19 protein-coding genes are annotated in these 18,402 nt (G+C 75.1%); 10 read left to right on the forward strand and 9 right to left on the reverse strand.

The annotated features are described in order from the left end of the window. Positions 1–14: 14 nt before the first annotated feature. From ACFSBI_RS04320 to ACFSBI_RS04330, 3 genes are read left to right on the forward strand one after another with little or no spacing between them, the layout of a single operon-like run. Positions 15–740: an NAD(P)H-hydrate epimerase gene (locus tag ACFSBI_RS04320; RefSeq protein ID WP_377932389.1), complete on the forward strand. Its 726-nt coding sequence runs from the start codon at positions 15–17 to the stop codon at positions 738–740. A gap of 27 nt (positions 741–767) precedes the next feature. Next, positions 768–2,090 carry an NAD(P)/FAD-dependent oxidoreductase gene (locus ACFSBI_RS04325; protein ID WP_377932391.1) on the forward strand — a complete coding sequence of 441 codons (1,323 nt, stop codon included), beginning with the start codon at positions 768–770 and terminating at the stop codon, positions 2,088–2,090. 28 nt (positions 2,091–2,118) lie between these two features. Next, positions 2,119–2,301 carry a hypothetical protein gene (locus ACFSBI_RS04330; RefSeq protein ID WP_377932393.1) on the forward strand — a complete coding sequence of 61 codons (183 nt, stop codon included), beginning with the start codon at positions 2,119–2,121 and terminating at the stop codon, positions 2,299–2,301. A 67-nt stretch (positions 2,302–2,368) separates the two neighbouring features. On the opposite strand, the gene ACFSBI_RS04335 is transcribed toward ACFSBI_RS04330, so the two are convergent. Beyond that, positions 2,369–2,740 (reverse strand): RNA-binding S4 domain-containing protein, encoded by a 372-nt coding sequence (locus tag ACFSBI_RS04335; RefSeq protein WP_377932395.1) that lies wholly within the window; start codon positions 2,738–2,740, stop codon positions 2,369–2,371. A 9-nt stretch (positions 2,741–2,749) separates the two neighbouring features. Between ACFSBI_RS04335 and ACFSBI_RS04340 the strand changes: the two genes are divergently transcribed. Then, complete coding sequence (locus tag ACFSBI_RS04340) at positions 2,750–3,577, forward strand: phosphotransferase family protein (RefSeq protein ID WP_377932397.1); 828 nt, start codon at positions 2,750–2,752, stop codon at positions 3,575–3,577. Between the two features lie 4 nt (positions 3,578–3,581). On the opposite strand, the gene ACFSBI_RS04345 is transcribed toward ACFSBI_RS04340, so the two are convergent. After that, positions 3,582–5,429 carry a S9 family peptidase gene (locus tag ACFSBI_RS04345; RefSeq protein ID WP_377932399.1) on the reverse strand — a complete coding sequence of 616 codons (1,848 nt, stop codon included), beginning with the start codon at positions 5,427–5,429 and terminating at the stop codon, positions 3,582–3,584. A 36-nt stretch (positions 5,430–5,465) separates the two neighbouring features. Then, a complete protein-coding gene (locus tag ACFSBI_RS04350; RefSeq protein ID WP_377932401.1) occupies positions 5,466–8,006 on the reverse strand; it encodes a glutamate--cysteine ligase in 2,541 nt (846 codons plus the stop codon). 175 nt (positions 8,007–8,181) lie between these two features. On the opposite strand from ACFSBI_RS04350, the gene ACFSBI_RS04355 reads away from it, so the two are divergent. Next, entirely contained in the window at positions 8,182–8,430 is a 249-nt protein-coding gene (locus ACFSBI_RS04355) for a DUF6458 family protein (RefSeq protein WP_377932402.1), read from the forward strand. Positions 8,431–8,435: 5 nt separating this feature from the next. On the opposite strand, the gene ACFSBI_RS04360 is transcribed toward ACFSBI_RS04355, so the two are convergent. After that, positions 8,436–9,002 carry a VIT1/CCC1 transporter family protein gene (locus ACFSBI_RS04360; RefSeq protein WP_377932404.1) on the reverse strand — a complete coding sequence of 189 codons (567 nt, stop codon included), beginning with the start codon at positions 9,000–9,002 and terminating at the stop codon, positions 8,436–8,438. Positions 9,003–9,093: 91 nt separating this feature from the next. On the opposite strand from ACFSBI_RS04360, the gene ACFSBI_RS04365 reads away from it, so the two are divergent. Continuing rightward, positions 9,094–9,711: a histidine phosphatase family protein gene (locus ACFSBI_RS04365; RefSeq protein ID WP_377932406.1), complete on the forward strand. Its 618-nt coding sequence runs from the start codon at positions 9,094–9,096 to the stop codon at positions 9,709–9,711. Beyond that, a complete protein-coding gene (locus tag ACFSBI_RS04370) occupies positions 9,708–10,451 on the forward strand; it encodes a class I SAM-dependent methyltransferase (RefSeq protein ID WP_377932408.1) in 744 nt (247 codons plus the stop codon). The genes ACFSBI_RS04365 and ACFSBI_RS04370 overlap by 4 nt, the downstream gene beginning before the upstream one ends. 13 nt (positions 10,452–10,464) lie before the next feature. Here ACFSBI_RS04370 and ACFSBI_RS04375 read toward each other — a convergent pair whose 3' ends face one another. Continuing rightward, positions 10,465–11,358 (reverse strand): SDR family oxidoreductase, encoded by an 894-nt coding sequence (locus ACFSBI_RS04375; protein ID WP_377932410.1) that lies wholly within the window; start codon positions 11,356–11,358, stop codon positions 10,465–10,467. A 72-nt stretch (positions 11,359–11,430) separates the two neighbouring features. On the opposite strand from ACFSBI_RS04375, the gene ACFSBI_RS04380 reads away from it, so the two are divergent. From ACFSBI_RS04380 to ACFSBI_RS04390, 3 genes are all read left to right on the forward strand, one after another. After that, entirely contained in the window at positions 11,431–12,270 is an 840-nt protein-coding gene (locus tag ACFSBI_RS04380; RefSeq protein WP_377932412.1) for an EamA family transporter, read from the forward strand. Between the two features lie 48 nt (positions 12,271–12,318). Further along, on the forward strand, positions 12,319–13,782 hold the full coding sequence (locus ACFSBI_RS04385) for a cryptochrome/photolyase family protein (protein ID WP_377932414.1): 1,464 nt from the start codon (positions 12,319–12,321) through the stop codon (positions 13,780–13,782). Between the two features lie 72 nt (positions 13,783–13,854). Beyond that, entirely contained in the window at positions 13,855–14,763 is a 909-nt protein-coding gene (locus tag ACFSBI_RS04390; protein WP_377932416.1) for a diacylglycerol/lipid kinase family protein, read from the forward strand. 7 nt (positions 14,764–14,770) lie between these two features. Here ACFSBI_RS04390 and ACFSBI_RS04395 read toward each other — a convergent pair whose 3' ends face one another. The 4 genes from ACFSBI_RS04395 to ACFSBI_RS04410 all read right to left on the reverse strand — a co-directional run bounded on the left by ACFSBI_RS04395 (position 14,771) and on the right by ACFSBI_RS04410 (position 18,287). Beyond that, positions 14,771–15,580 carry a hypothetical protein gene (locus ACFSBI_RS04395; protein ID WP_377932418.1) on the reverse strand — a complete coding sequence of 270 codons (810 nt, stop codon included), beginning with the start codon at positions 15,578–15,580 and terminating at the stop codon, positions 14,771–14,773. A 107-nt stretch (positions 15,581–15,687) separates the two neighbouring features. After that, positions 15,688–16,689 (reverse strand): proline racemase family protein, encoded by a 1,002-nt coding sequence (locus ACFSBI_RS04400; protein ID WP_377932420.1) that lies wholly within the window; start codon positions 16,687–16,689, stop codon positions 15,688–15,690. Beyond that, complete coding sequence (locus ACFSBI_RS04405; protein ID WP_377932422.1) at positions 16,689–17,612, reverse strand: dihydrodipicolinate synthase family protein; 924 nt, start codon at positions 17,610–17,612, stop codon at positions 16,689–16,691. The genes ACFSBI_RS04400 and ACFSBI_RS04405 overlap by 1 nt, the downstream gene beginning before the upstream one ends. Before the next feature lie 33 nt (positions 17,613–17,645). After that, entirely contained in the window at positions 17,646–18,287 is a 642-nt protein-coding gene (locus ACFSBI_RS04410; protein WP_377932424.1) for a GntR family transcriptional regulator, read from the reverse strand. Between the last annotated feature and the right edge of the window lie 115 nt (positions 18,288–18,402).

Raw genomic sequence — 18,402 nt, forward strand, 5'->3', positions numbered from 1 at the left:
CGGATCATGTGCGCATGGGGATCCGGGACGGCTGGAGCGCGGCGCAGGTGCGGGACGCCGAGCAGCCGCTGCTCGCCGCGGGCGTGCCGCTGATGGCCCGTGCCGCCGCGGACCTCGCGGCGGAGGTGGAACGGCTGCTCGAGCGGCGCGGCCGACGCCGCGGGCACCTGCTGGTGCTGGCGGGCAGCGGCAGCAACGGCGGAGATGCCCTGCACGCGACCGCCTCGCTGCTGCAGCGCGGCTGGTCGGCGGAGGTGGCGCTCCTCGGTCGGCGGGTGCACGCCGGCGGCCTGCGTGCCGCGGCGCGCGCCGGAGTCCGGGTGCTGCCGCCGGACGTGCCCGTCGGCCGGCTCGTGGCACGGGCGGCGGACGCCGGCGTCGTGCTCGTCGGGGTGCTGGGCACGGGCGCCGCGGCGTCGCCGGGCCTCCGAGGACCTGCGCGGCGGGCGTTCGCCGCGCTCACGGGCGTGCTCGCCGGCGGGCCGCCGGTCGTGGCGGTCGACCTGCCGAGCGGGATCGGTCCGGACGACGGCTCGGTGCACCTCCCGGTCCTGCGCACGACGGCGACCGTCACCTTCGGCGCGGTCAAGGCGGGCCTGCTGCTGCACCCGGCCCGCGGCCGGGTCGGCGAGCTGCGCCTCGTCGACATCGGGCTCGGGCCGCACCTCGCGGGGGAGCCCCTCGTCCTCGCGGACAGCACCCGTCCAGGCAGGTCTGGGACGTTCATCAGAGAGCGGTAGGGCGCCGTTCGAGCGAGGGGAGCGCGGATGCCGGTCGCACCGACGAAGGTCCTGATCCTGGGCGGCGGGTACGTCGGGCTCTACGTGGCCTGGACGCTCGAGAAGCACACCGAGCTGCCGCTCGAGGTCACGCTGATCGAGCCGCGCGCCTACATGACCTACCAGCCGCTGCTGCCGGAGGTCGCGGGCGGGCACGTGAACCCGCGCGACGTCACGGTCGACCTGCGCCAGGCGCTCCAGCACACGAACGTGGTGCGCGGCAGCGTGACCGGTCTCGACTCGAAGGCGAAGACGGTCACGGTCGCGCCCGTCGAGGGCGGCGAGACGCAGTACGACTACGACCACGTCGTCGTCGGCCTCGGCGCGGTCACCCGCACCTTCCCGACCCCCGGGCTCGCCGAGCACGGCGTCGGGTTCAAGACGGTCGAGGAGGCCGCCTACACGCGCAACCAGGTGCTGCTCAACGTGGCGCGTGCCGCGGCGACGGACGACCCGGCCGAGCGCGACAAGCTGCTCACCTTCATCTTCATCGGCGGCGGCTACACCGGCGTCGAGGCGCTCGGCGAGCTGTCGGACCTGTCGAAGAAGGCGATCGCGGCGCAGCCCGCGCTCCGCGGCCGGAAGCCGAACTGGATCCTCATCGAGGCCCTCGACCGCGTCGCGCCCGAGGTGGGTCCCGAGCTGTCCGGTTGGACGCTCGAGGAGCTGCGGAAGCGCGGCATCGACATCCGCCTGAAGACCACGATGAAGGACTGCGAGGACGCGGTCGCGAAGTTCAGCGACGGCACCGAGGCGCCGTTCGGGCTGCTGGTCTGGACGGCCGGCGTCAAGCCGAACCCCGTGCTCGACGCCACGGACCTGCCGCGCGGGCCGCGCGGGCACGTCAACACGAGCGCGAGGCTGCAGGTGATCCGCGAGGACGGCGGCTGGGTGCGCGGCGTCTGGGCGGCCGGCGACAACGCGCAGATCCCGGATCTGACCAAGCCGCAGCCGGCCTGGTACCCGCCGAACGCGCAGAACGCCCTCCGGCAGGCGGTGCTGCTCGGCGAGAGCATCCCGAAGGCGATCCGTCGGCGGCGCGTGCGGAAGTACGTGCACTACAGCCTGGGCACCGTCGCGGCCTACGGCCTCTTCCACGGCGCCGCGAACATCCTCGGCGTCCAGATGAAGGAGCTGCCCGCATGGCTCGTCCATCGCGGCTACCACCTGCTGGCGATGCCGACGACGGACCGCAAGATCCGCATCTTCATGGGCTGGGTCGGCGATGCTCTCGGGAAGATCGACCTGACGCCGACCGACGACATGGAGGACCCGCGGCACGACTTCGAGGTCGCGGCCCGGGGCAAGTGACGCGGCACCGCCGCGGAGAGGACGAGCCATGAGCGACACTTCCAGCGACTACGACCCGGCGCGCCCGTCGCAGGCGGAGGGCGAGGACCCGGAGCGCCCGGACGACACGATCGTCCTCCAGCCCGACGGCAAGCCGTCGCCGGCGGAGGGCGACGACCCGGCGTCGGGCGAGGAGCAGCACGAGGTCCTGAACCCCGTCGACCCCGAGTGACCCGTTGGTCGGTGTTCGTGCTGCTCTCCAGCGCTGGAGAGCAGCACGAACACCGACCGACTGGGGCTCAGTACCCCCGCAGGCGGGTGATGTCCCGGCGGTCCTTCTTCGTCGGGCGGCCGGCGGCGAGGTCGCGGAGCACCTGCGCCGGGGTCTCCTCGCGGGGCGGAGGCGGCGGGGTGCGGTCCTCGACCGCCTTCGCCGCGTCAGGGGCGCCGCCGCGCTTCAGCGGCAGTGCGAGCACGCCGTAGACCTTCTCGTGCGCGAGGCGGGCGCGCACCTCGTCGCCGATGCGGACGGAGTGCGAGGGCTTCACGGTCGCGCCGTTCACGGACACGTGCCCGGCGCGGCAGGCCGCGGTCGCGAGCGAGCGGGTCCGGTAGACGCGGACGGCCCAGAGCCACACGTCCACCCGCGCCGAGTCCGCCATCCCTGCCATTCTCACCCGATGGACGCACGCCTCCGCGTCGTCGTGGATCTCGCACGGCGGCTGGGACTCCGAGTCGAGCAGCCCGTCGTGCTGCGCGACCGCAGCAACCTCCTCGTCCGGCTCGACCCCGCGCCCGTCGTCGCGCGCGTCGCAGGGCAGACGACGGTCGTGCGACACGGTCCGGCATGGCTCGCGCGGGAGATCGAGGTCGCCCGGTTCCTCGGGGAGGCCGGCGCTCCCGTGGTCCCGCCGAGCCCGCTGCTCCCGGCCGGGCCGCACGAGTATCTGGGGCTCGTGATCTCCTTCTGGACCGCGGTGCAGGAGGTCGGTGAGGTCGACCCCGTCGCGGCGGGTGCGGCTCTGCGACGCTGTCACGAGCTGCTGGCGGGCTTCGAGGGCGACCTGCCCCGATGGGGCGCGCTGCGGGAGGTCGAGCGCATCCTTGACCGCCTCGCGCGGACGGAGGCGCTCGACGCGTCGCGGGCTCGCAAGGTGCTCCACCTGCTCCGTGATCGGATCACGGCCGCGGCGCTGCCTGAGCAGGCGGTGCACGGCGATGCCCACCTCGGCAACGTGCTGCAGACCGCGGACGGGCCGCGATGGAACGACTGGGAGGACGCCTTCGCCGGTCCGACCGGCTGGGACCTCGCTTGTCTGCTGGCCTCGGACCGCCCCGGCTCGGCTTCGGCCGCCGCCTCGACGGCGGACGAGGTGCCTGCGGACGCGCTCGCGGCGCTCGTCGAGGCCCGCCGGCTGCAGGCCGCCGCGTGGTCGGTGGTGCTCGGCCGCGCCCGCGGCGACGACGCCATGGCGGAACGGGGCCTCACGGCGCTGAGCGGTCCCTGACGCGTCAGCCGAGGTGCGCGGCGAAGAAGCGGACGAGGCGCTCGAGCAGGCGCCGCTTCGAGTCGGCGCGCCGGTACTCGTGGCCCTCGCCGGCCAGCTCGAGGTACTCGACCGCCGCGCTTCGCCGCTCGAGCGCCGCCACGATCTGCCGCGCCTCGCCGATCGGCACGTTCGTGTCGAGCTCGCCGTGGACGACGAGCAGGGGCGCGTCGATCGCGTCCGCGGAGCCGAGCGGGGAGATCGCCTCGAGCAGCGCGCGGTCCCGCTCGGGGTGGCCGTACTTCGTCACGGCCGCCGCCGCGATCCAGGGCTCGGTGTCGCGGAAGAAGGTGGTCAGGTCGCTCATCCCGCAGATGTCCGCGCCGGCGGCGAAGCGCCCGGGGGAGAAGGCGAGCGAGGCGAGCGTCAGGTAGCCGCCGTACGACCGGCCGGTCACGCCGATGCGGTCCGGCGAGGCGGCTCCCAGCGCGACCAGGTGCTGCGCGGCGGCGCGGACGTCGCCGAAGGACTCGGGCCGGCGCCCCACGTCGTCCGCGTGCACGAACTCGCGGCCGAAGCCGCTCGAGCCCCGCACGTTCAGGGCGAACACCGTCATCCCGGCCGCCGCCATCGCCTGGTGCTGCGGGCTGAAGGTCGGCCGCTCCTGCGCCTCCGGGCCCCCGTGCAGATGGATGACGGCGGCGCCGTCGCCCTCCTTCGCGCGGTAGAGCCACCCGGTCAGCGGCAGGCCGTCCTCGGCCGCGTAGTGCTCGAGCGTCGGCACGACGAGCGTCCCGTCCGCCCTCGGGGCGGCGGTGAGCCGGGTCCAGCGGCGGCTGTGGGTGTCGAGGTGCCACAGCTCGCGCGGCCGCTCCGGCCCCTCGACGCCGAGCACCACCGAGCCGCCGTCGCGGGAGAGCACGGGCGTCGTCGCGACGAGGCCCGGCATCCCGGTGATCGGCACCCGCTCGTGCGTCCCGGTGTGGAACAGCTCGAGCTCGCTGCGGCCCGCGATGTTCCACACGAGCAGCAGCAGCCGCCCCTCGTCGTCCGCGTCGACCGCCTCCAGCTCGGCGTCGTCGCGGTACGCGAGCGTCCGGGGCTCCCCGCGGTGCCCGTTCGGGCCGAACGGCAGCCCGATCAGCTGCCGCCTGGAGAGGCCGACGTCGGAGGCGAGGTAGACGTAGAGCGGGCCCGCCTGCCCGTCGGGCGCGGGCCGCACGATGGCGATGTCGGTGGAGCCGGTGCCGTGGGGCAGCAGGGGGACGTGCTGGTCCTCGAGCCGGTCGACGACGACGCAGAACTGCCGGCCGCGCTCCCCGTCGACGAGGATCAGGAAGCGCTCCTCGAGCGACACGTCGAGCACGTGGATCAGGTCGCCGGCGGCGAGCGCGTCGAGCCGGCCCGTCCGCGGGTCCGCCAGGTACGACCGCGTCGGTCTGCCGGGCGCGGGGGAGGGGAAGGTGACGACGACCCGGTGGCCGCTGCGGGTCCACGGGCCGAGCTCGGCGTGCTCGTGCGCGTCGCCCGCGATCCGCCGCGCCTCGCTGCCGTCCGGTCGCACGACCCAGACCTGCGTGCGGACGCCGCCGCCCGTGGCCACCAGGCAGGCGAGCCAGCCGCTGTCGGCCGACCACGACACCTTGATCACGGGGTCCGCCGACAGGGCGATGCGCCGCGCCGGCGGCGGCTCGCCCTCGAGCGCCACGTCCTGCACCCAGACCTCGGGGGAGCCGGAGCGGTCGCTGATGAAGGCGACCCGCTTCGAGTCCGGGGTCATCGTGGGCGACCAGCTGCCCCACGCGGCGGCGAGACGCCCGCCGAGGGCGACGGCGGCGTCGATGCGGTCGGCGGTGGCGGTCTCGCTCGTCACGGCTCCATCCTGACGGCTCGGGCGGCGCGCGCCCGCTCAGCGGTGGCCGTGCTGGTGCTCCGGCAGCACGATCCAGGTGTCCTTCGCCCCGCCGCCCCGGGATGAGTTCACGACGAGGCTGCCCTCCGGCGCCACCCTGGTGAGCCCGAGGTCCGCGAGGAACCAGTCGCGCTTGCGGTGCCCGGTCGTGTAGACGAAGGCGCGCAGGTCGACGTGGCGCGGCTGCAGCAGGCCGTCCTCGACGCTCGGCACGGACGACAGCTGCACGACCTCCTGCGCGACCCAGGCCTCCGGGTGCTCGGCGATCTCGTGCCGGCGGTCGGCGAGCTCGGTGGCGGAGGCGGAGGGGCCGATCAGCACGCCGCGGCCGCCCGAGCCGTCGACCGGCTTCGTCACCAGCTCGCCGACCCGCTCGAGCACGCCGCGGCGCTCGGCCTCGTCGGCGAGGCGGTAGGTCGGCACGCTCTCGAGCAGCGGCCGTTCGCGGAGGTAGTAGCCGATCAGCTCCGGCACCGCGCGGTACATCGCCTTGTCGTCCGCGACGCCGTTGCCCGGCGCGTTCTTCAGCAGCAGGCGGCCGGCGGCGGCCGTGTCCATGATCTCCTCGCCGATCGGCCGGCCGTCCGACGCGGTCAGGGTCAGGACCTGGTCGTCGAGCCGCACGTAGAACGAGCCGATCCGGTTGCCGGTCGGGCGGTGCACCATGAAGCCGTCGACGACGTCGAGGTCGTCGGGCACCGCGAGCAGCAGGCCCGCCCCGTCCGCGAGCATGCGGTGCTCGTACCAGGCGGAGCTGCTCGGGCCGTCCGACAGCAGCGCGCCGCGCGTGCCGGGCTTCGCGCCGGCGAGGATCGTGCGGCGCAGCTGCTCGAGCGCGGAGGCCGGGTCGGCGAGCCGGTCGGGCCGCGGCATGTCGGGCACCACCGCATCCATGATCTGCCGGATCGACATCGCGTAGGCGGCGCCGGAGGGGCAGCGGACGTTGTCCTCCAGCACCCGCCACCCGCCGTACTCGTTGCGGACGAGGTCGAACCCCTGGATCGGCGCGCGCAGCGCGGTCGGCGGCAGCCGCCGCGCCTCCTCCCGCCAGCCGGGGACGCTCCGCACGATCTCGTCGTCGAGCACCCCGTCGGCGATGATCCGCTGCTCGCCGTAGACGTCGTCGAGGAAGGCCTCGATCGCGCGGGCGCGCTGGATGAGGCCGGCCTCGAGCTCCGTCCACTCGTGGGGCTGGATCAGCCGCGGCACGAGGTCGACGTCGAAGGGCCGCTGCTGCCCGTCGACCCCGAAGGTGAAGTCGTGGGCGATCGACCACGCGTCGCGGCGCTCCTCGCGACGCCGGACCTCGTCCTCGCCGAGCCCCCGCACCCAGTCCACGACGCCGGTGTAGTGCCGGCGCGGCCTGCTGGACGCGTCGATGCCCTCGTCCCCGGCGCGCGCCCGGTAGCGGCGCAGCGCGATCGAGGCGGGCTGCGCGCCGCCCGGCGGGCCCTGGGTCTCCTCCACGACCGAGCGCATCACGTCGGCGAGGTCGCCCTCCTCCGCGAACGCGCTGCGCTGCCGGTCGGCCGAGTTGCCGCGCGCGAGGGCGAGCTCTGTCATCTCCCTGACCTCCTCGAGGTCGCCCAGCTCCTCCAGCTCCTCCCGCAGGCGCTCCACGAGCGCACGCACCGCGTCGGGCGCCGGTATCGGCCTCGGGTGGCGCGAGTCGTCGAGCAGCCGGCCGGCGAGGCCGCCGCGGGCGGCCTGCCAGATCGCGGCCCGGTGCACCGGCAGCGCTCGGATCGTGCGCAGCTCGCCGGCCTCGATCTCCTTCTCGGCGGCGCGGACCATGGCGCGGAAGAGCCCGGCGATCAGGACGGCGTCGTCGACGAGCGGGCAGGCGTCGGCGATCCGCAGCTCGAGCGTCGGCGCGTGCGAGGACGGGCGGACGTCGAAGTACGCCATCTTCGCGTCGGCGATGACCCCGGACGCGATCAGGTCGGCGATCACCTGGTCGTAGGCCGCCGCGTCCGGCGTGTAGCCCGTCGCACCGGCGCTCGGCCAGCGCTGCCAGATGATCGTGCGGATCGACGCGTAGCCCGTGTCCTGCCCGTTCAGGTAGGGCGAGCTCGCGGACAGCGCGAGCAGCACCGGCAGCCACCGGGCGATGCGCTGCATGATCTCGACCGCCTGGTCGCGGTCCTCGACGCCGACGTGGACCTGTGTCCCGCAGATCAGCTGCTCGTCGACCAGGAGGCGGTACTGCTCCTGCATCCGGCCGTAGCGGCCCGTCGCGGTCAGCTCGAAGTCGCGGAACTCGCTGCGCGGCGCCGTGCCGACCGCCGCGATGCCGAGCCCCTCACGGCCCGCGACGTCGACCAGGCCGCGGCGCAGGCGCAGCAGCTCCTGCCGCAGCCCGTCGAGCGTCGAGACGACCGCGGTGTTCGTCTCGACGGTCGTGCGCTGGATCTCGGCGGTGTACCCGTCGCGGGGGAGCTTCGACAGCACCTGCGGCGCCCGGGCGGCCAGCTGCCACCGCTCGAGGTCGATGAGGTGCAGCTCCTCCTCCGCGCCGAGCGTCAGTGCTGCGGACATGACGCGACCCTAGTGAGGCCGTGTGTCCGGGCTGTTTCGGCCGCAGGGCCCGGACGGGGGACACGCCGCCCCTCGGACTGGGGCCTCCCTGATCAGTCCGTTCTCTCCTGGTTCCCAGGCTCGCTCGCCATGGTGATCGCGACGGGGAAGCGCCCCGCAGGAATCGGAGGACGTCATGAGCATGGCGACCGGAGTGGTGCTGTTCGTGATCGGCGCGATCCTCGCGTTCGCGGTCAACATCCAGACCGACGTCGTGAGCGTCTCGACGATCGGCTACATCCTGATGGCGGGCGGCGCGGTCGTCTTCGTCATCGGGCTCGTGCTGTCGATCCGCGGCAACCGCTCGGTGACCACCTCGCGCACCGACGGCGCCGGGAACCGGGTGACGAGCTCGAGCTCGACCACCACCGACGACCGGATCTGATCCGGTCAGATCCCGCCCGAGGTCCCGAGGGCCGCGCCGATCGCCCAGGTGAGGGCGAGGGCCAGCCCGCCGCCGACGAGGGTGCGGATCACCGCCCGCCCGACCGCGGCGCCGCCGAGCCTCGCGCCGGCGGCGCCGGTCGCGGCGAGCGCGAGCATGACGACGAGGACCGTCACGGGCACCCGCGCGCCGCCGGTCGCGAGCAGCACCGCGACGAGCGGCAGCACCCCGCCGGTCAGGAAGGCGCCCGCCGACGCGAGCGCCGCGCGCCACGGGTTGGCGTCGTCGGCGGACGCGCCGCCGTGGGCGGCCCGCTCGCTGTCGCGCTGGCTGCTGACCGACACGTACTCGCCGAGGGCCATCGACACCGCGCCGCCGATCAGGGCCGCGGAGCCCGCGACCAGCACGGCGTGGGTGCCGGCGGAGGCGCCGGCGACGCCCACGACGATCGCGGCGACCGACACGATGCCGTCGTTGGCCCCGAGGACGCCCGCGCGCAGCGTGTTGGCGCGTCCCGCCACCCGGTCGTTCGAGCCGGGTCCGTGCACGAGGGCGGTCAGCAGCGAGGTCATGCATCGATGGTGCTCGCCGGTGCGTGCGGCCGCCAGCAAGGCAAGGCGACCCTGACCAGGTGCTCCAGGCGCGCGGCCTAGCCTCGACCCCATGACCGAGCGCCCCTATCCCGAGCTCGCCCCCGGCCAGCTGTTCCTGCTCCGGCACGGCGAGACCGAGTGGAGCCGCTCGGGACGGCACACCGGCGTCACCGACCTGCCCCTCACCGAGGAGGGCGAGCGCCGCGCCCGCGCGGTCGCCCCCGTGCTCGCCGCCTGCCGGTTCGACCTCGTGCTGTCGAGCCCCAGGCGACGGGCCCGCCGCACCGCGGAGCTCGCCGGCTTCGGCGACCGCGTCGAGGTCGACGACGACCTCGTCGAGTTCGACTACGGCGCCTACGAGGGGCTGACGTCCGACCAGATCCACGAGCAGCGGCCCGACTGGGACCTCTGGCGGGACGGGACGCCGTCCGGCGACACCCCGGGGGAGACCCCGGCGGAGGTGCGGGCCCGCGTCGACCGGGTCATCCGTCGTGCCGAGCCGGTGCTCGAGCAGGGGCGCGACGTGCTCGCCGTCGCGCACGGTCACGTGCTCCGGGCGCTCGGCGCGGCGTGGATCGGCCTGCCGCCCGACGGCGGCTCGCGCCTCGTGCTCGGCACCGCCGGGGTGGCGGCCCTCGGGCACGAGCACGGCTACCGGGTGATCGACCTCTGGAACGTGCAGCCGTGACCGACCGCCGCGCCGAGGCGCTCGCCGGGCGCGGATTCGGGGAGGCCGCGGAGGCCTACGTCAGCGGGCGCCCCGACTACCCGGCCGACGCCGTGGCGTGGCTGGTCGGCGAGGCGCGGCGGGTCGTCGACGTCGGCGCCGGGACGGGCAAGCTGACGGCGGGGCTGCTCGCCGCCCGCCGCGAGGTGACCGCGGTGGAGCCGGATGCGGGCATGCTCGCGGCGCTGCGCCGCGAGGTCCCGGACGCGGTCGCGCTGCGGGGCTCGGCCGAGGCCCTCCCGCTGCCGGATTCGTCGGCCGAGGCGGTCGTGTACGGGCAGGCGTGGCACTGGGTCGACGTGGAGCGCGCGAGCGCCGAGGCGGCGCGGGTGCTGGTACCCGGGGGCGTGCTCGGCCTCGTCTGGAACGTCCGGGACTCACGGGTCGACTGGGTGCGGGAGCTCGGCGACATCATGCGCGGCAGCGCGGCGGAGGAGGCGATCGAGCAGGACGCCGTCCGCGTCGGGGCGCCGTTCGGCCCCCTCGAGCGGTTCACGCAGGGCTGGAGCCGGCCGATGGGCGTCGAGCAGGTCGTGGCGATGGCCGCCTCCCGCTCGTACGTCATCGCCCTCCCCGTGCCGCAGCGCGAGGCCCTGCTCGAGCGCATCCGGACGCTGCTCGCCGACCACCCCGACACGCGTGGGCGCAGCCGCATCGACCTGCCCTACCGCACGACCGCCTTCCGCACCCGCCGCCCCTGAGCGCGGCGCCCGCTCAGGGGGTCGGGACGCCGCCGTTGACCGAGAGCGTGGCGCCGACGACGTAGCTCGACTCCGCCGAGGTGAAGAAGACGTACGCCGGGGCGAGCTCGGCCGGCTGCGCGGCGCGGCCGAGCGGGCCGTCCTGCCCGTACTCCGGGATCTCGTCCGCCGGGATGCCGCCGGAGACCTGCAACGCCGTCCAGGTCGGGCCCGGGGCCACGGTGTTCACCCGGATGCCCTTCTCCGCCAGCTGCTGCGCGATGCCCTTCGAGAGCGTGTTGATCGCGCCCTTCGTGCTGGCGTAGTCGATGCGCTCGGGGCTCGCCTGCCAGGTCTCGAGCGACGCGGTGGTGACGATCGTCGAGCCCGGCGGCAGGTGCGGCACCGCCGCCTTCACGATGCGGAGGAGCGCGAAGACGTTCGTCTCGAAGGTCTCGACGAACTGCTCGTCCGGCAGCTGCGTCAGGTCCTTGCTGGTCACCTGCTTGCCGGCGATGATCGCGAGCGCGTCGAGGCCGCCGAGCGCCGTGCGGGCGCGCTCCACCAGCTGCTCGGGGAAGCCCCCGTCGGTCAGGTCGCCCTGGATCCCGACGCCCGTGACGCCCGCCGCCTCGATCTGCTCGAGCACGTGCTGCGCGTCGGACTCCTCCGGCCCGAGGTAGCTGATCGCGACGTCCGCCCCCTCGCGGGCGAACGCGATCGCGGTCGCGCCGCCGATGCCGCTGTCGCCGCCGACGACGAGCGCCTTGCGGCCCTGGAGGCGCCCGGTGCCCCGGTAGGTCGACTCGCCGAGGTCCGGCACCGGGTCCATCTCGGACTGCAGGCCGGTGCCGCCCTGCTGCTGCTCGGGCGGGTCGATCGCGGGGTACCGGGTGCGCGGATCGTCGAACGTGTACTGGTCGTTCATGCCCTCGACGGTGTCACGGCGCGGGTGGGAGGAGCCGGGGGCGCGGCTCCGATTCCCCGGCATGCTTGCTGGGTGTCCGTCGTACTGGCGCTCCTCGGGGCGCTCACCTACGGCTTCGCCGACTTCGCCGGCGGGCTCGCGAGCCGTCGTGCGCCCGCGCTCGCGGTCGTCTTCGTCGGGCAGTGCGCCGGGCTGCTGCTCGTCGCCGTGCTCGCGGCGGCCCTGCCCGCCCGCTTCGACTCCGCCTCGCTCGGCTGGGGCGCCGCGGCGGGCGTCGTCGGCGTGGTGGCGCTGCTGCTCTTCTACCGCAGCCTCGCGCTCGGGTCGATGTCGGTGGTCGCCCCGCTCACCGCGGTGCTCTCGGCGGTCGTGCCCGTCGTCGCCGGCCTGCTGCTCGGCGAGCGCCCGTCCGCCGTCGTGCTCGTGGGGGTCCTGCTCGCCGCGGCCGCCGTCGTGCTCGTCGGGGCGGAGGGCGGGCGGCTGCCGACCGCCGCGCAGCTGCGCGGCCCCGTGGTCGCCGGGGCGCTCGGCGCCGGGACCGGCTTCGGTCTGCTCTTCGTGCTGCTGTCGCGCGCCGACGACGACACCGGCTTCCAGCCGCTCGTCGCCGCCCGCGCCGCGTCGCTGCTGCTGCTCGCCGCGGTGGCGCTCCGCAGCCGCCGGTCCCTCGTGCCGCGGGGCGCGCCGCTCCTCCTCGTGCTCGCGTCCGGCCTCGGGGACATGACCGCGAACGCGCTGTTCGTGCTCGCCTCCCGGCTCGGCCTGCTGTCGGTCACCGGCGTCCTCCTCGCCCTGTACCCGGCGGGCACGGTGCTGCTCGCCGTGCTCGTCCTGCGGGAGCGCCTCGCGCGCGTCCAGCTCGCGGGGCTCGCGCTCGCGCTCGCGGGGGTCGGGCTCATCGCGGTCGGCTGACCCGCCCGGGCTCAGGTGCCCCCGGGGGCGTCCGGCTACGGTCGCGGCGTGCGGCAGCGGCTCCTCTTCGCGGAACAGCTCGGCCCGATGTTCGACGACGGGGACGAGCCGGTGCTGCTCGTCGAGTCCGTCGCGGCGTTCCGGCACCGCCCGACGCACCGGCAGAAGGCGCACCTCTACCTGTCCGCGATGCGGCACCGCGCCCGCGAGCTCGGGGACCGCGCCGAGCTGGTGCGGGCGCCGACCTTCCGCTCCGCGCTGGAGGGCCGCGACCTCGTCGTCGTCGATCCGCCGTCCTTCCGCGCGCGGCGCCTCGTGCGCGAGCTCGGGGCCGACGTGCTGCCGAGCCGCGGCTTCGTCACGAGCGAGGAGGACTTCGCCGAGTGGGTGCGCGGCCGCGACGACCGCACCCTCGTGATGGACCAGTTCTACCGGTGGGTGCGGCAGCGCGAGGGCCTGCTGCTGACGCGTGCGGGCAAGCCGCTCGGCGGCCGGTGGAGCTACGACGCCGACAACCGGCAGGCGCCGCCGAAGAAGCAGGCGACGCTGGGGCTGCCCGAGCCGTGGTGGCCGGAGGAGGACGAGATCGACGACGAGGTCCGCGCGGACCTCGACCGCTGGGAGGCCGACGGCGTCGTCTCCTTCATCGGCGACGACGGCCCCCGCCGCTTCCCGGCGACGCGGCGGGAGGCGCTCGCCGCGCTCCGCGCCTTCGTGCGCGACCGGCTGCCGACCTTCGGCCCGTACGAGGACGCGACGCTCGACGCCGACTGGACGATGTCGCACTCCCTGCTCAGCACGTCGATGAACCTCGGCCTGCTCGATCCGCGGGAGGTGGTCGGGCGGGTGCTCGACGCGCACGCCGCGGGCGAGGCGCCGCTGAACTCCGTCGAGGGGTTCGTGCGGCAGATCGTCGGCTGGCGCGACTGGATGTGGCACCTCTACTGGCACCTCGGCGAGGGCTACCCGCACCGCAACGCCCTGCACGCGCGCCGGCGTGTGCCGGACTCGTGGTGGGAGCTCGATCCCGACGCGATCGAGGCGAACTGCCTCTCGTCGGTCGTGCGCGGCGTGCGCGACCACGGCTGGGCGCACCACATCCAGCGGCTGATGGTGCTCGGCAACGTCGCGCTGACCCGCGGCTACTCGCCGCTCGAGACGACGGAGTGGTTCACCGGCGCATTCGTCGACGGCACGCCCTGGGTGATGCCGACCAACGTCGTCGGGATGAGCCTGCACGCGGACGGCGGGATCGTCGCCACCAAGCCGTACGCGTCCGGCGGCGCCTACATCGACCGCATGACCGACTACTGCCGCGGCTGCCGCTTCGACCCGAAGGTGCGGGTGGGGGAGGACGCCTGCCCGTTCACCGCCGGCTACTGGGCCTTCCTCGCGAAGCACGAGGAGCGCTTCCGCGAGAACCCGCGCATGGTGCAGCCGCTCGGCGGGCTCCGGCGGCTGAAGGACCTGGACGCCGTGATCGAGCAGGAGCGCCACCGACGATCCCTCTGACCGGGGGCGCGGCTCCTGGGCGTCCGCCCGCGCCCGCGCGGAAGCGGGGCATGAGGATGCCATGATTCGGCTGTGGCGGCGCGGCTCGTGGTGGCGGTGAACCCCGCTGCCGGGCGCGGGCGGGGCGCGGAGTCGGGTCGCCGCGCGGTCGACGCGCTCCGCGCGGCCGGGCACGAGGCGCACGGCCTCGACGCGCCGGACGCCGCACGGCTCGAGGCGCTGCTGCGCGACCGGATCCGGCGGGATCCGCCCGACGCGGTCGTCGTGGTCGGCGGCGACGGCACCGTGCACCTCGCCGTCAACGTGCTCGCGCAGACCGGGACGCCGCTCGGCATCGTGCCGGTGGGCACCGGCAACGACCTCGCCCGCTGCCTCGGGCTGCCGCACGAGGACCCGGGGGCGGCGATCGACCGCCTGCTGACCGCCCTGGGCGGGGAGGTGCCGCGGACGCGGGACGTGGACGCGGTTCGGACGAGCGCCGGGCGCTGGTTCGCAGGCATGCTGTCGGCGGGCTTCGACGCGGCGGTCAACGCGCGCGCCAACCGGATGCAGCGCCTGTCGGGCACCCCGCGCTACGTCGCCGCCGTGCTGCTGGAGGTGCTCGGCCTCCGCCCCCGCGCGTACCGGATCACGACCGACCGCGACACCCGCCGGCTCGAGGCGGTGCTCGTGACCGTCGGCAACAGCGCGTCCATCGGCGGCGGGATGCGGCTCACCCCGGACGCGCGGATGGACGACGGGCTGCTCGACGTGCTGCTCGCCGCGCCGCTGAAGCGGGTGCAGCTGCTGCGCCTGCTGCCGAAGGTCTTCGACGGCAGCCACGTGCTCGACGAGCACGTGGAGATGCTCCGCGGCCGCGTCGTCACGATCGACACGGACGACCGCGGGCCCGCGATCACCGCGTACGCCGACGGCGAGCCGCTCGCGCCGCTGCCGCTCACCGTCGAGGTCGTGCCGGGCGCGCTCCGCGTGCTCGGCTGACCGCCGCTCAGCCCTCGCGGAGGCGCTCCAGCAGCTTCGCCTTCGGCAGGTTCGACGTGCCGGTCAGGCCGCGGCGCTTCGCCTCGTTCCGCAGCTCGAGCAGCGTCCACTGCTCGTCCGGCTGCGGCTCGGCGGCCTGCTCGGGGGAGGCGGGCTGCTCGGGCTCGGGCTCGGGCTCGGGCTCGGGCTGCTCGGCCTCCTCGAACACCTCGGGGGCGACCTGCGCCTCGCCGTCGTGCGAGGGCTCCTCGGCGGGCTGGTCCGCCTGGGCGACGTCGGCGTCCAGGTCGACGGCGACCGCCTCGACCACCACCGCCTCGTCGGCGTCGGGGCCCGTCTCGACGACCGCGTCGGCGATCGCCTCCTCGACGGTCGCCTCCACCGCCGCGTCGACGACGGCGTCCTCCATGACGAGCTGCACGGCCTCGTCCTGCAGCCGCCGCTCGTCGTCCAGCTGCTGCTGCACCTGCTCGAGCCGGTGCTCGGTCGCGGTCAGGCGCGCCTCCGCGGCGCGGAGCGCCAGCTTCGTCAGCGACAGCTCGTCCGGCTGCTCCTCGGCGGGCCTGCCCGCCGCCCTCGCCGCGTCGGCCGCCGCGGCCTCGGCCGCGTCGGCGGCCTTCGCCGCCTTGTCCGCCTGCTTGCGGGCCTTCTTCGCGTCCGCGGCGAGCGCCTCGGCGCGCTCGCGCGCCTTCTTCGCCGCGGCGTCGTCCGCGCGGCGCTGCTTCGCGGCCTTCGTCTGCTCGTCGTCCTTCTTCTCCGCCTTCGACTTCGAGTCGGACTTGGACTTGGACTTGGACTTCGACTTGGACTTCGCCATCGGGGCTCCTCGGGTCGCGGGGCGGGGCACGCCGTCGCCCGGCAACCTACCGAGGCGCGCGGGGTGTCCGGTGAACGCTCAGCGGAGGCACGGCCGATGCGCGGGCGTCAGAACACGAAGCCGTTCGGGAAGGGATCGCTCGGGTCCAGCAGGTACTCGCCCCGTCCCGTGACCCACGCCCGCCCGGTGATCGTCGGCACCACCGCGGGCCGTCCGGCGTCGTGCGTCTCCGCGACGAGGCGGCCGGTGAAGCGGCTGCCGATGAACGACTCGTTCACGAAGTCGACGCCGAGCGGCAGGAGCCCGCGGGTGTGCAGCTCCGCCATCCGCGCCGAGGTGCCGGTGCCGCACGGCGAGCGGTCGAACCAGCCGGGGTGGATCGCCATCGCGTGCCGGGAGTGCCGGGCGTCCGAGCCGGGGGCGATGAACTCGACGTGGTGCACGTGGTCGAGCCCGTCGATGCCCGGGTGGTGCGGGGGATCGGTCGCGTTGACGGCCGCCATGAGCGCGAGCCCCGCCTCCACGATCTCCCGCTGCCGGCCCCGGTCGAACGGCAGCCCGACCGCGTCGAGGTCGACCAGCGCGTAGAAGTTGCCGCCGAAGGCGAGGCTGTAGGGCACGTCGCCGAGGCCCGGCACCGCGACCGTCGCGTCGAGCCGATCCGTCCAGCTCGGCACGTTCTCGATCGTCACGGCGGTCGCGCGACCGTCCTCGACCGCGACGGTCGCGACGACGAGCCCGGCGGGCGTGTCGAGGCGGATCGTCGTGACCGGCTCGACCACCGGCACGAGGCGCTCCTCCACCAGCACGGTCGCGACGCCGATCGTGCCGTGCCCGCACATGGGCAGGCAGCCGGAGACCTCGATGTAGACGACGCCCCAGTCGCAGTCCGGCCGGGTGGGCGGCTGCAGGATCGCGCCCGACATCGCGGCGTGCCCGCGCGGCTCGTCCATGAGGAAGTGCCGAAGGTGGTCCAGGTGCGCCATGAAGTGCAGCCGGCGCGCGTTCATCGTGTCGCCGGGGATCGGGTCGATCCCGCCCGTCACCACCCGCGTCGGCATGCCCTCGGTGTGGCTGTCGACCGCGGTGATCCGCCGGACCGGGCGCATCAGGCGGTGCGCAGCGCCGCGCCGGCCCGCAGCGCGCGCTCGGTGTCGCGCCGCACCACGGCCTGCTGCTCGGGGGAGAGGGGGCCGCGCGGCGGGCGGGTGGGGCCGCCCGTGCTCTCGCCCGCGACGTCGATCGACAGCTTGATCGCCTGCACGAACTCCGTCTTCGAGTCCCAGCCGAACACCGGGGCCATCTCGGTGAACAGGTCGCGCGCCTCCGCGACCCGGTCGGTCGACAGCAGCTCGTACAGCCGCACGGCCTCCCGGGGGAAGGCGTTCGGGTAGCCGGCGAACCAGCCGGTCGCACCCGCCACGAGCGCCTCGAAGAGCAGGTCGTCCGCGCCCGCGATCACGTCGATGTCGCAGCGGTCGAGGATCTCGCGGACGCGGCGGGCGTCGAGCGAGAACTCCTTCACCGCGACGACGTTCGGCAGCTCGGCCAGCTCGGCGACCAGGTCGGGCGTGAGGTCGACCTTCGTGTCGATCGGGTTGTTGTAGGCCATGATCGGCAGCCCGACCTCGTCGACCTTGCGGTAGTGCGTCAGCACCTCCTCGCGGCTCGCCCGGTAGAGGGTCGGCGGCAGCAGCAGGACGCCGTCCGCGCCGTCCTCGGCGGCGGCCTCCGCCCACGCGCGGGCCTGGTGCCAGCCGACGCCGTGCACGCCGGCGACCACGAGCGCGCGGTCGCCGACCGCCTCGACGGCCGTGCGGACCACCTGGCGGCGTTCGGCGTCGGTGAGGGACGAGTACTCGCCGAGCGACCCGTTCGGCCCCACGCCGCGGCAGCCGTTGTCGACGAGCCACGCGCAGTGCTCGGCGTAGCGCTCGTGATCGACGGCGAGGCCGCCCGGGGCGTCGTCGTCGGGGGTGAAGGGGAGGGTCGTGGCGACGATCACGCCGCCCAGGTCGAGGGTCTTCGGCATCGCTGAGGCTCCTGTCGTCGTCCAAGTAATATATTACTCGGGCCTCCCGGCCCACCAGCCGGTCGTGTGCCCGATGTGGCGCCGCATCACCCCGGACGCGCCCTCGGCGTCGTGCGCGAGCAGCCGGTCGAGCAGCTCGTCGTGCTCGGCCGCCGACGCCGCCAGCTCCGCGCGGCCGACGAGCGCGGAGAGCCCCGGCAGCCGGGTCCGCGCGCGCAGGTCCTCCACCATCGCGGACAGCATCGGGTTGCCCGCGAGGTCCGTCAGCGCCAGGTGGAAGGTGCGGTCCGCATCGAGGTAGGCCCCGAGGTCGCCCGCCTCCGCGTGCGTCGCGATCGCCGCGGCGAGCCCGCGCAGGCGGGGCTCCTGGTCGTCGAGCGGCAGCGCGGCGACCGCCGCCATCGCGGGCGGCTCGAGCAGCAGGCGGACCGCCGCGACGTCGGCCGCGTGCCCGTCGGCGACGGCGGTGACGACGAAGCCCCGGTTCCGGGCCGGCTCCACGAAGCCGCGACGCTGCAGCTCGAGCACGGCCTCGCGCACCGGGGTGGCCGACACCTGGAACTCGGCGGCGAGACCCGGGACGGTCAGCAGGGCGCCCTCGGGGACGAGGCCCGCCGCGATGCGCGTCTCGAGCGCGCGCTGCACGCGCTCCCGGATCGTCCCCGCACCCTCCACGGTCCGGGAGCGTAGGGGGCGGGCGGCGCACACGCCGCTCCCGGGCCCCGTGCGTAGCGTGCCGCTCGCGCCGAAGGAGGCGCGGACGAGGAGGCGAAGGTGCGAGCACTCACGA

It is taken from the genome of Amnibacterium endophyticum (genome assembly GCF_042680685.1).
GTDB lineage: Bacteria > Actinomycetota > Actinomycetes > Actinomycetales > Microbacteriaceae > Amnibacterium > Amnibacterium endophyticum.

Excerpts from the sequence above, each read along its gene's own strand:
- ACFSBI_RS04335 (WP_377932395.1), bottom strand. The coding sequence starts at position 2,740 with ATGGCAGGGATGGCGGACTCGGCGCGGGTGGACGTGTGGCTCTGGGCC.
- ACFSBI_RS04355 (WP_377932402.1), top strand. The coding sequence starts at position 8,182 with ATGAGCATGGCGACCGGAGTGGTGCTGTTCGTGATCGGCGCGATCCTC.
- ACFSBI_RS04395 (WP_377932418.1), bottom strand. The coding sequence starts at position 15,580 with ATGGCGAAGTCCAAGTCGAAGTCCAAGTCCAAGTCCAAGTCCGACTCG.
- ACFSBI_RS04325 (WP_377932391.1), top strand. The coding sequence starts at position 768 with ATGCCGGTCGCACCGACGAAGGTCCTGATCCTGGGCGGCGGGTACGTC.
- ACFSBI_RS04330 (WP_377932393.1), top strand. The coding sequence starts at position 2,119 with ATGAGCGACACTTCCAGCGACTACGACCCGGCGCGCCCGTCGCAGGCG.
- ACFSBI_RS04365 (WP_377932406.1), top strand. The coding sequence starts at position 9,094 with ATGACCGAGCGCCCCTATCCCGAGCTCGCCCCCGGCCAGCTGTTCCTG.
- ACFSBI_RS04350 (WP_377932401.1), bottom strand. The coding sequence starts at position 8,006 with ATGTCCGCAGCACTGACGCTCGGCGCGGAGGAGGAGCTGCACCTCATC.
- ACFSBI_RS04340 (WP_377932397.1), top strand. The coding sequence starts at position 2,750 with ATGGACGCACGCCTCCGCGTCGTCGTGGATCTCGCACGGCGGCTGGGA.
- ACFSBI_RS04405 (WP_377932422.1), bottom strand. The coding sequence starts at position 17,612 with ATGCCGAAGACCCTCGACCTGGGCGGCGTGATCGTCGCCACGACCCTC.
- ACFSBI_RS04320 (WP_377932389.1), top strand. The coding sequence starts at position 15 with ATGGGGATCCGGGACGGCTGGAGCGCGGCGCAGGTGCGGGACGCCGAG.
- ACFSBI_RS04360 (WP_377932404.1), bottom strand. The coding sequence starts at position 9,002 with ATGACCTCGCTGCTGACCGCCCTCGTGCACGGACCCGGCTCGAACGAC.
- ACFSBI_RS04375 (WP_377932410.1), bottom strand. The coding sequence starts at position 11,358 with ATGAACGACCAGTACACGTTCGACGATCCGCGCACCCGGTACCCCGCG.
- ACFSBI_RS04400 (WP_377932420.1), bottom strand. The coding sequence starts at position 16,689 with ATGCGCCCGGTCCGGCGGATCACCGCGGTCGACAGCCACACCGAGGGC.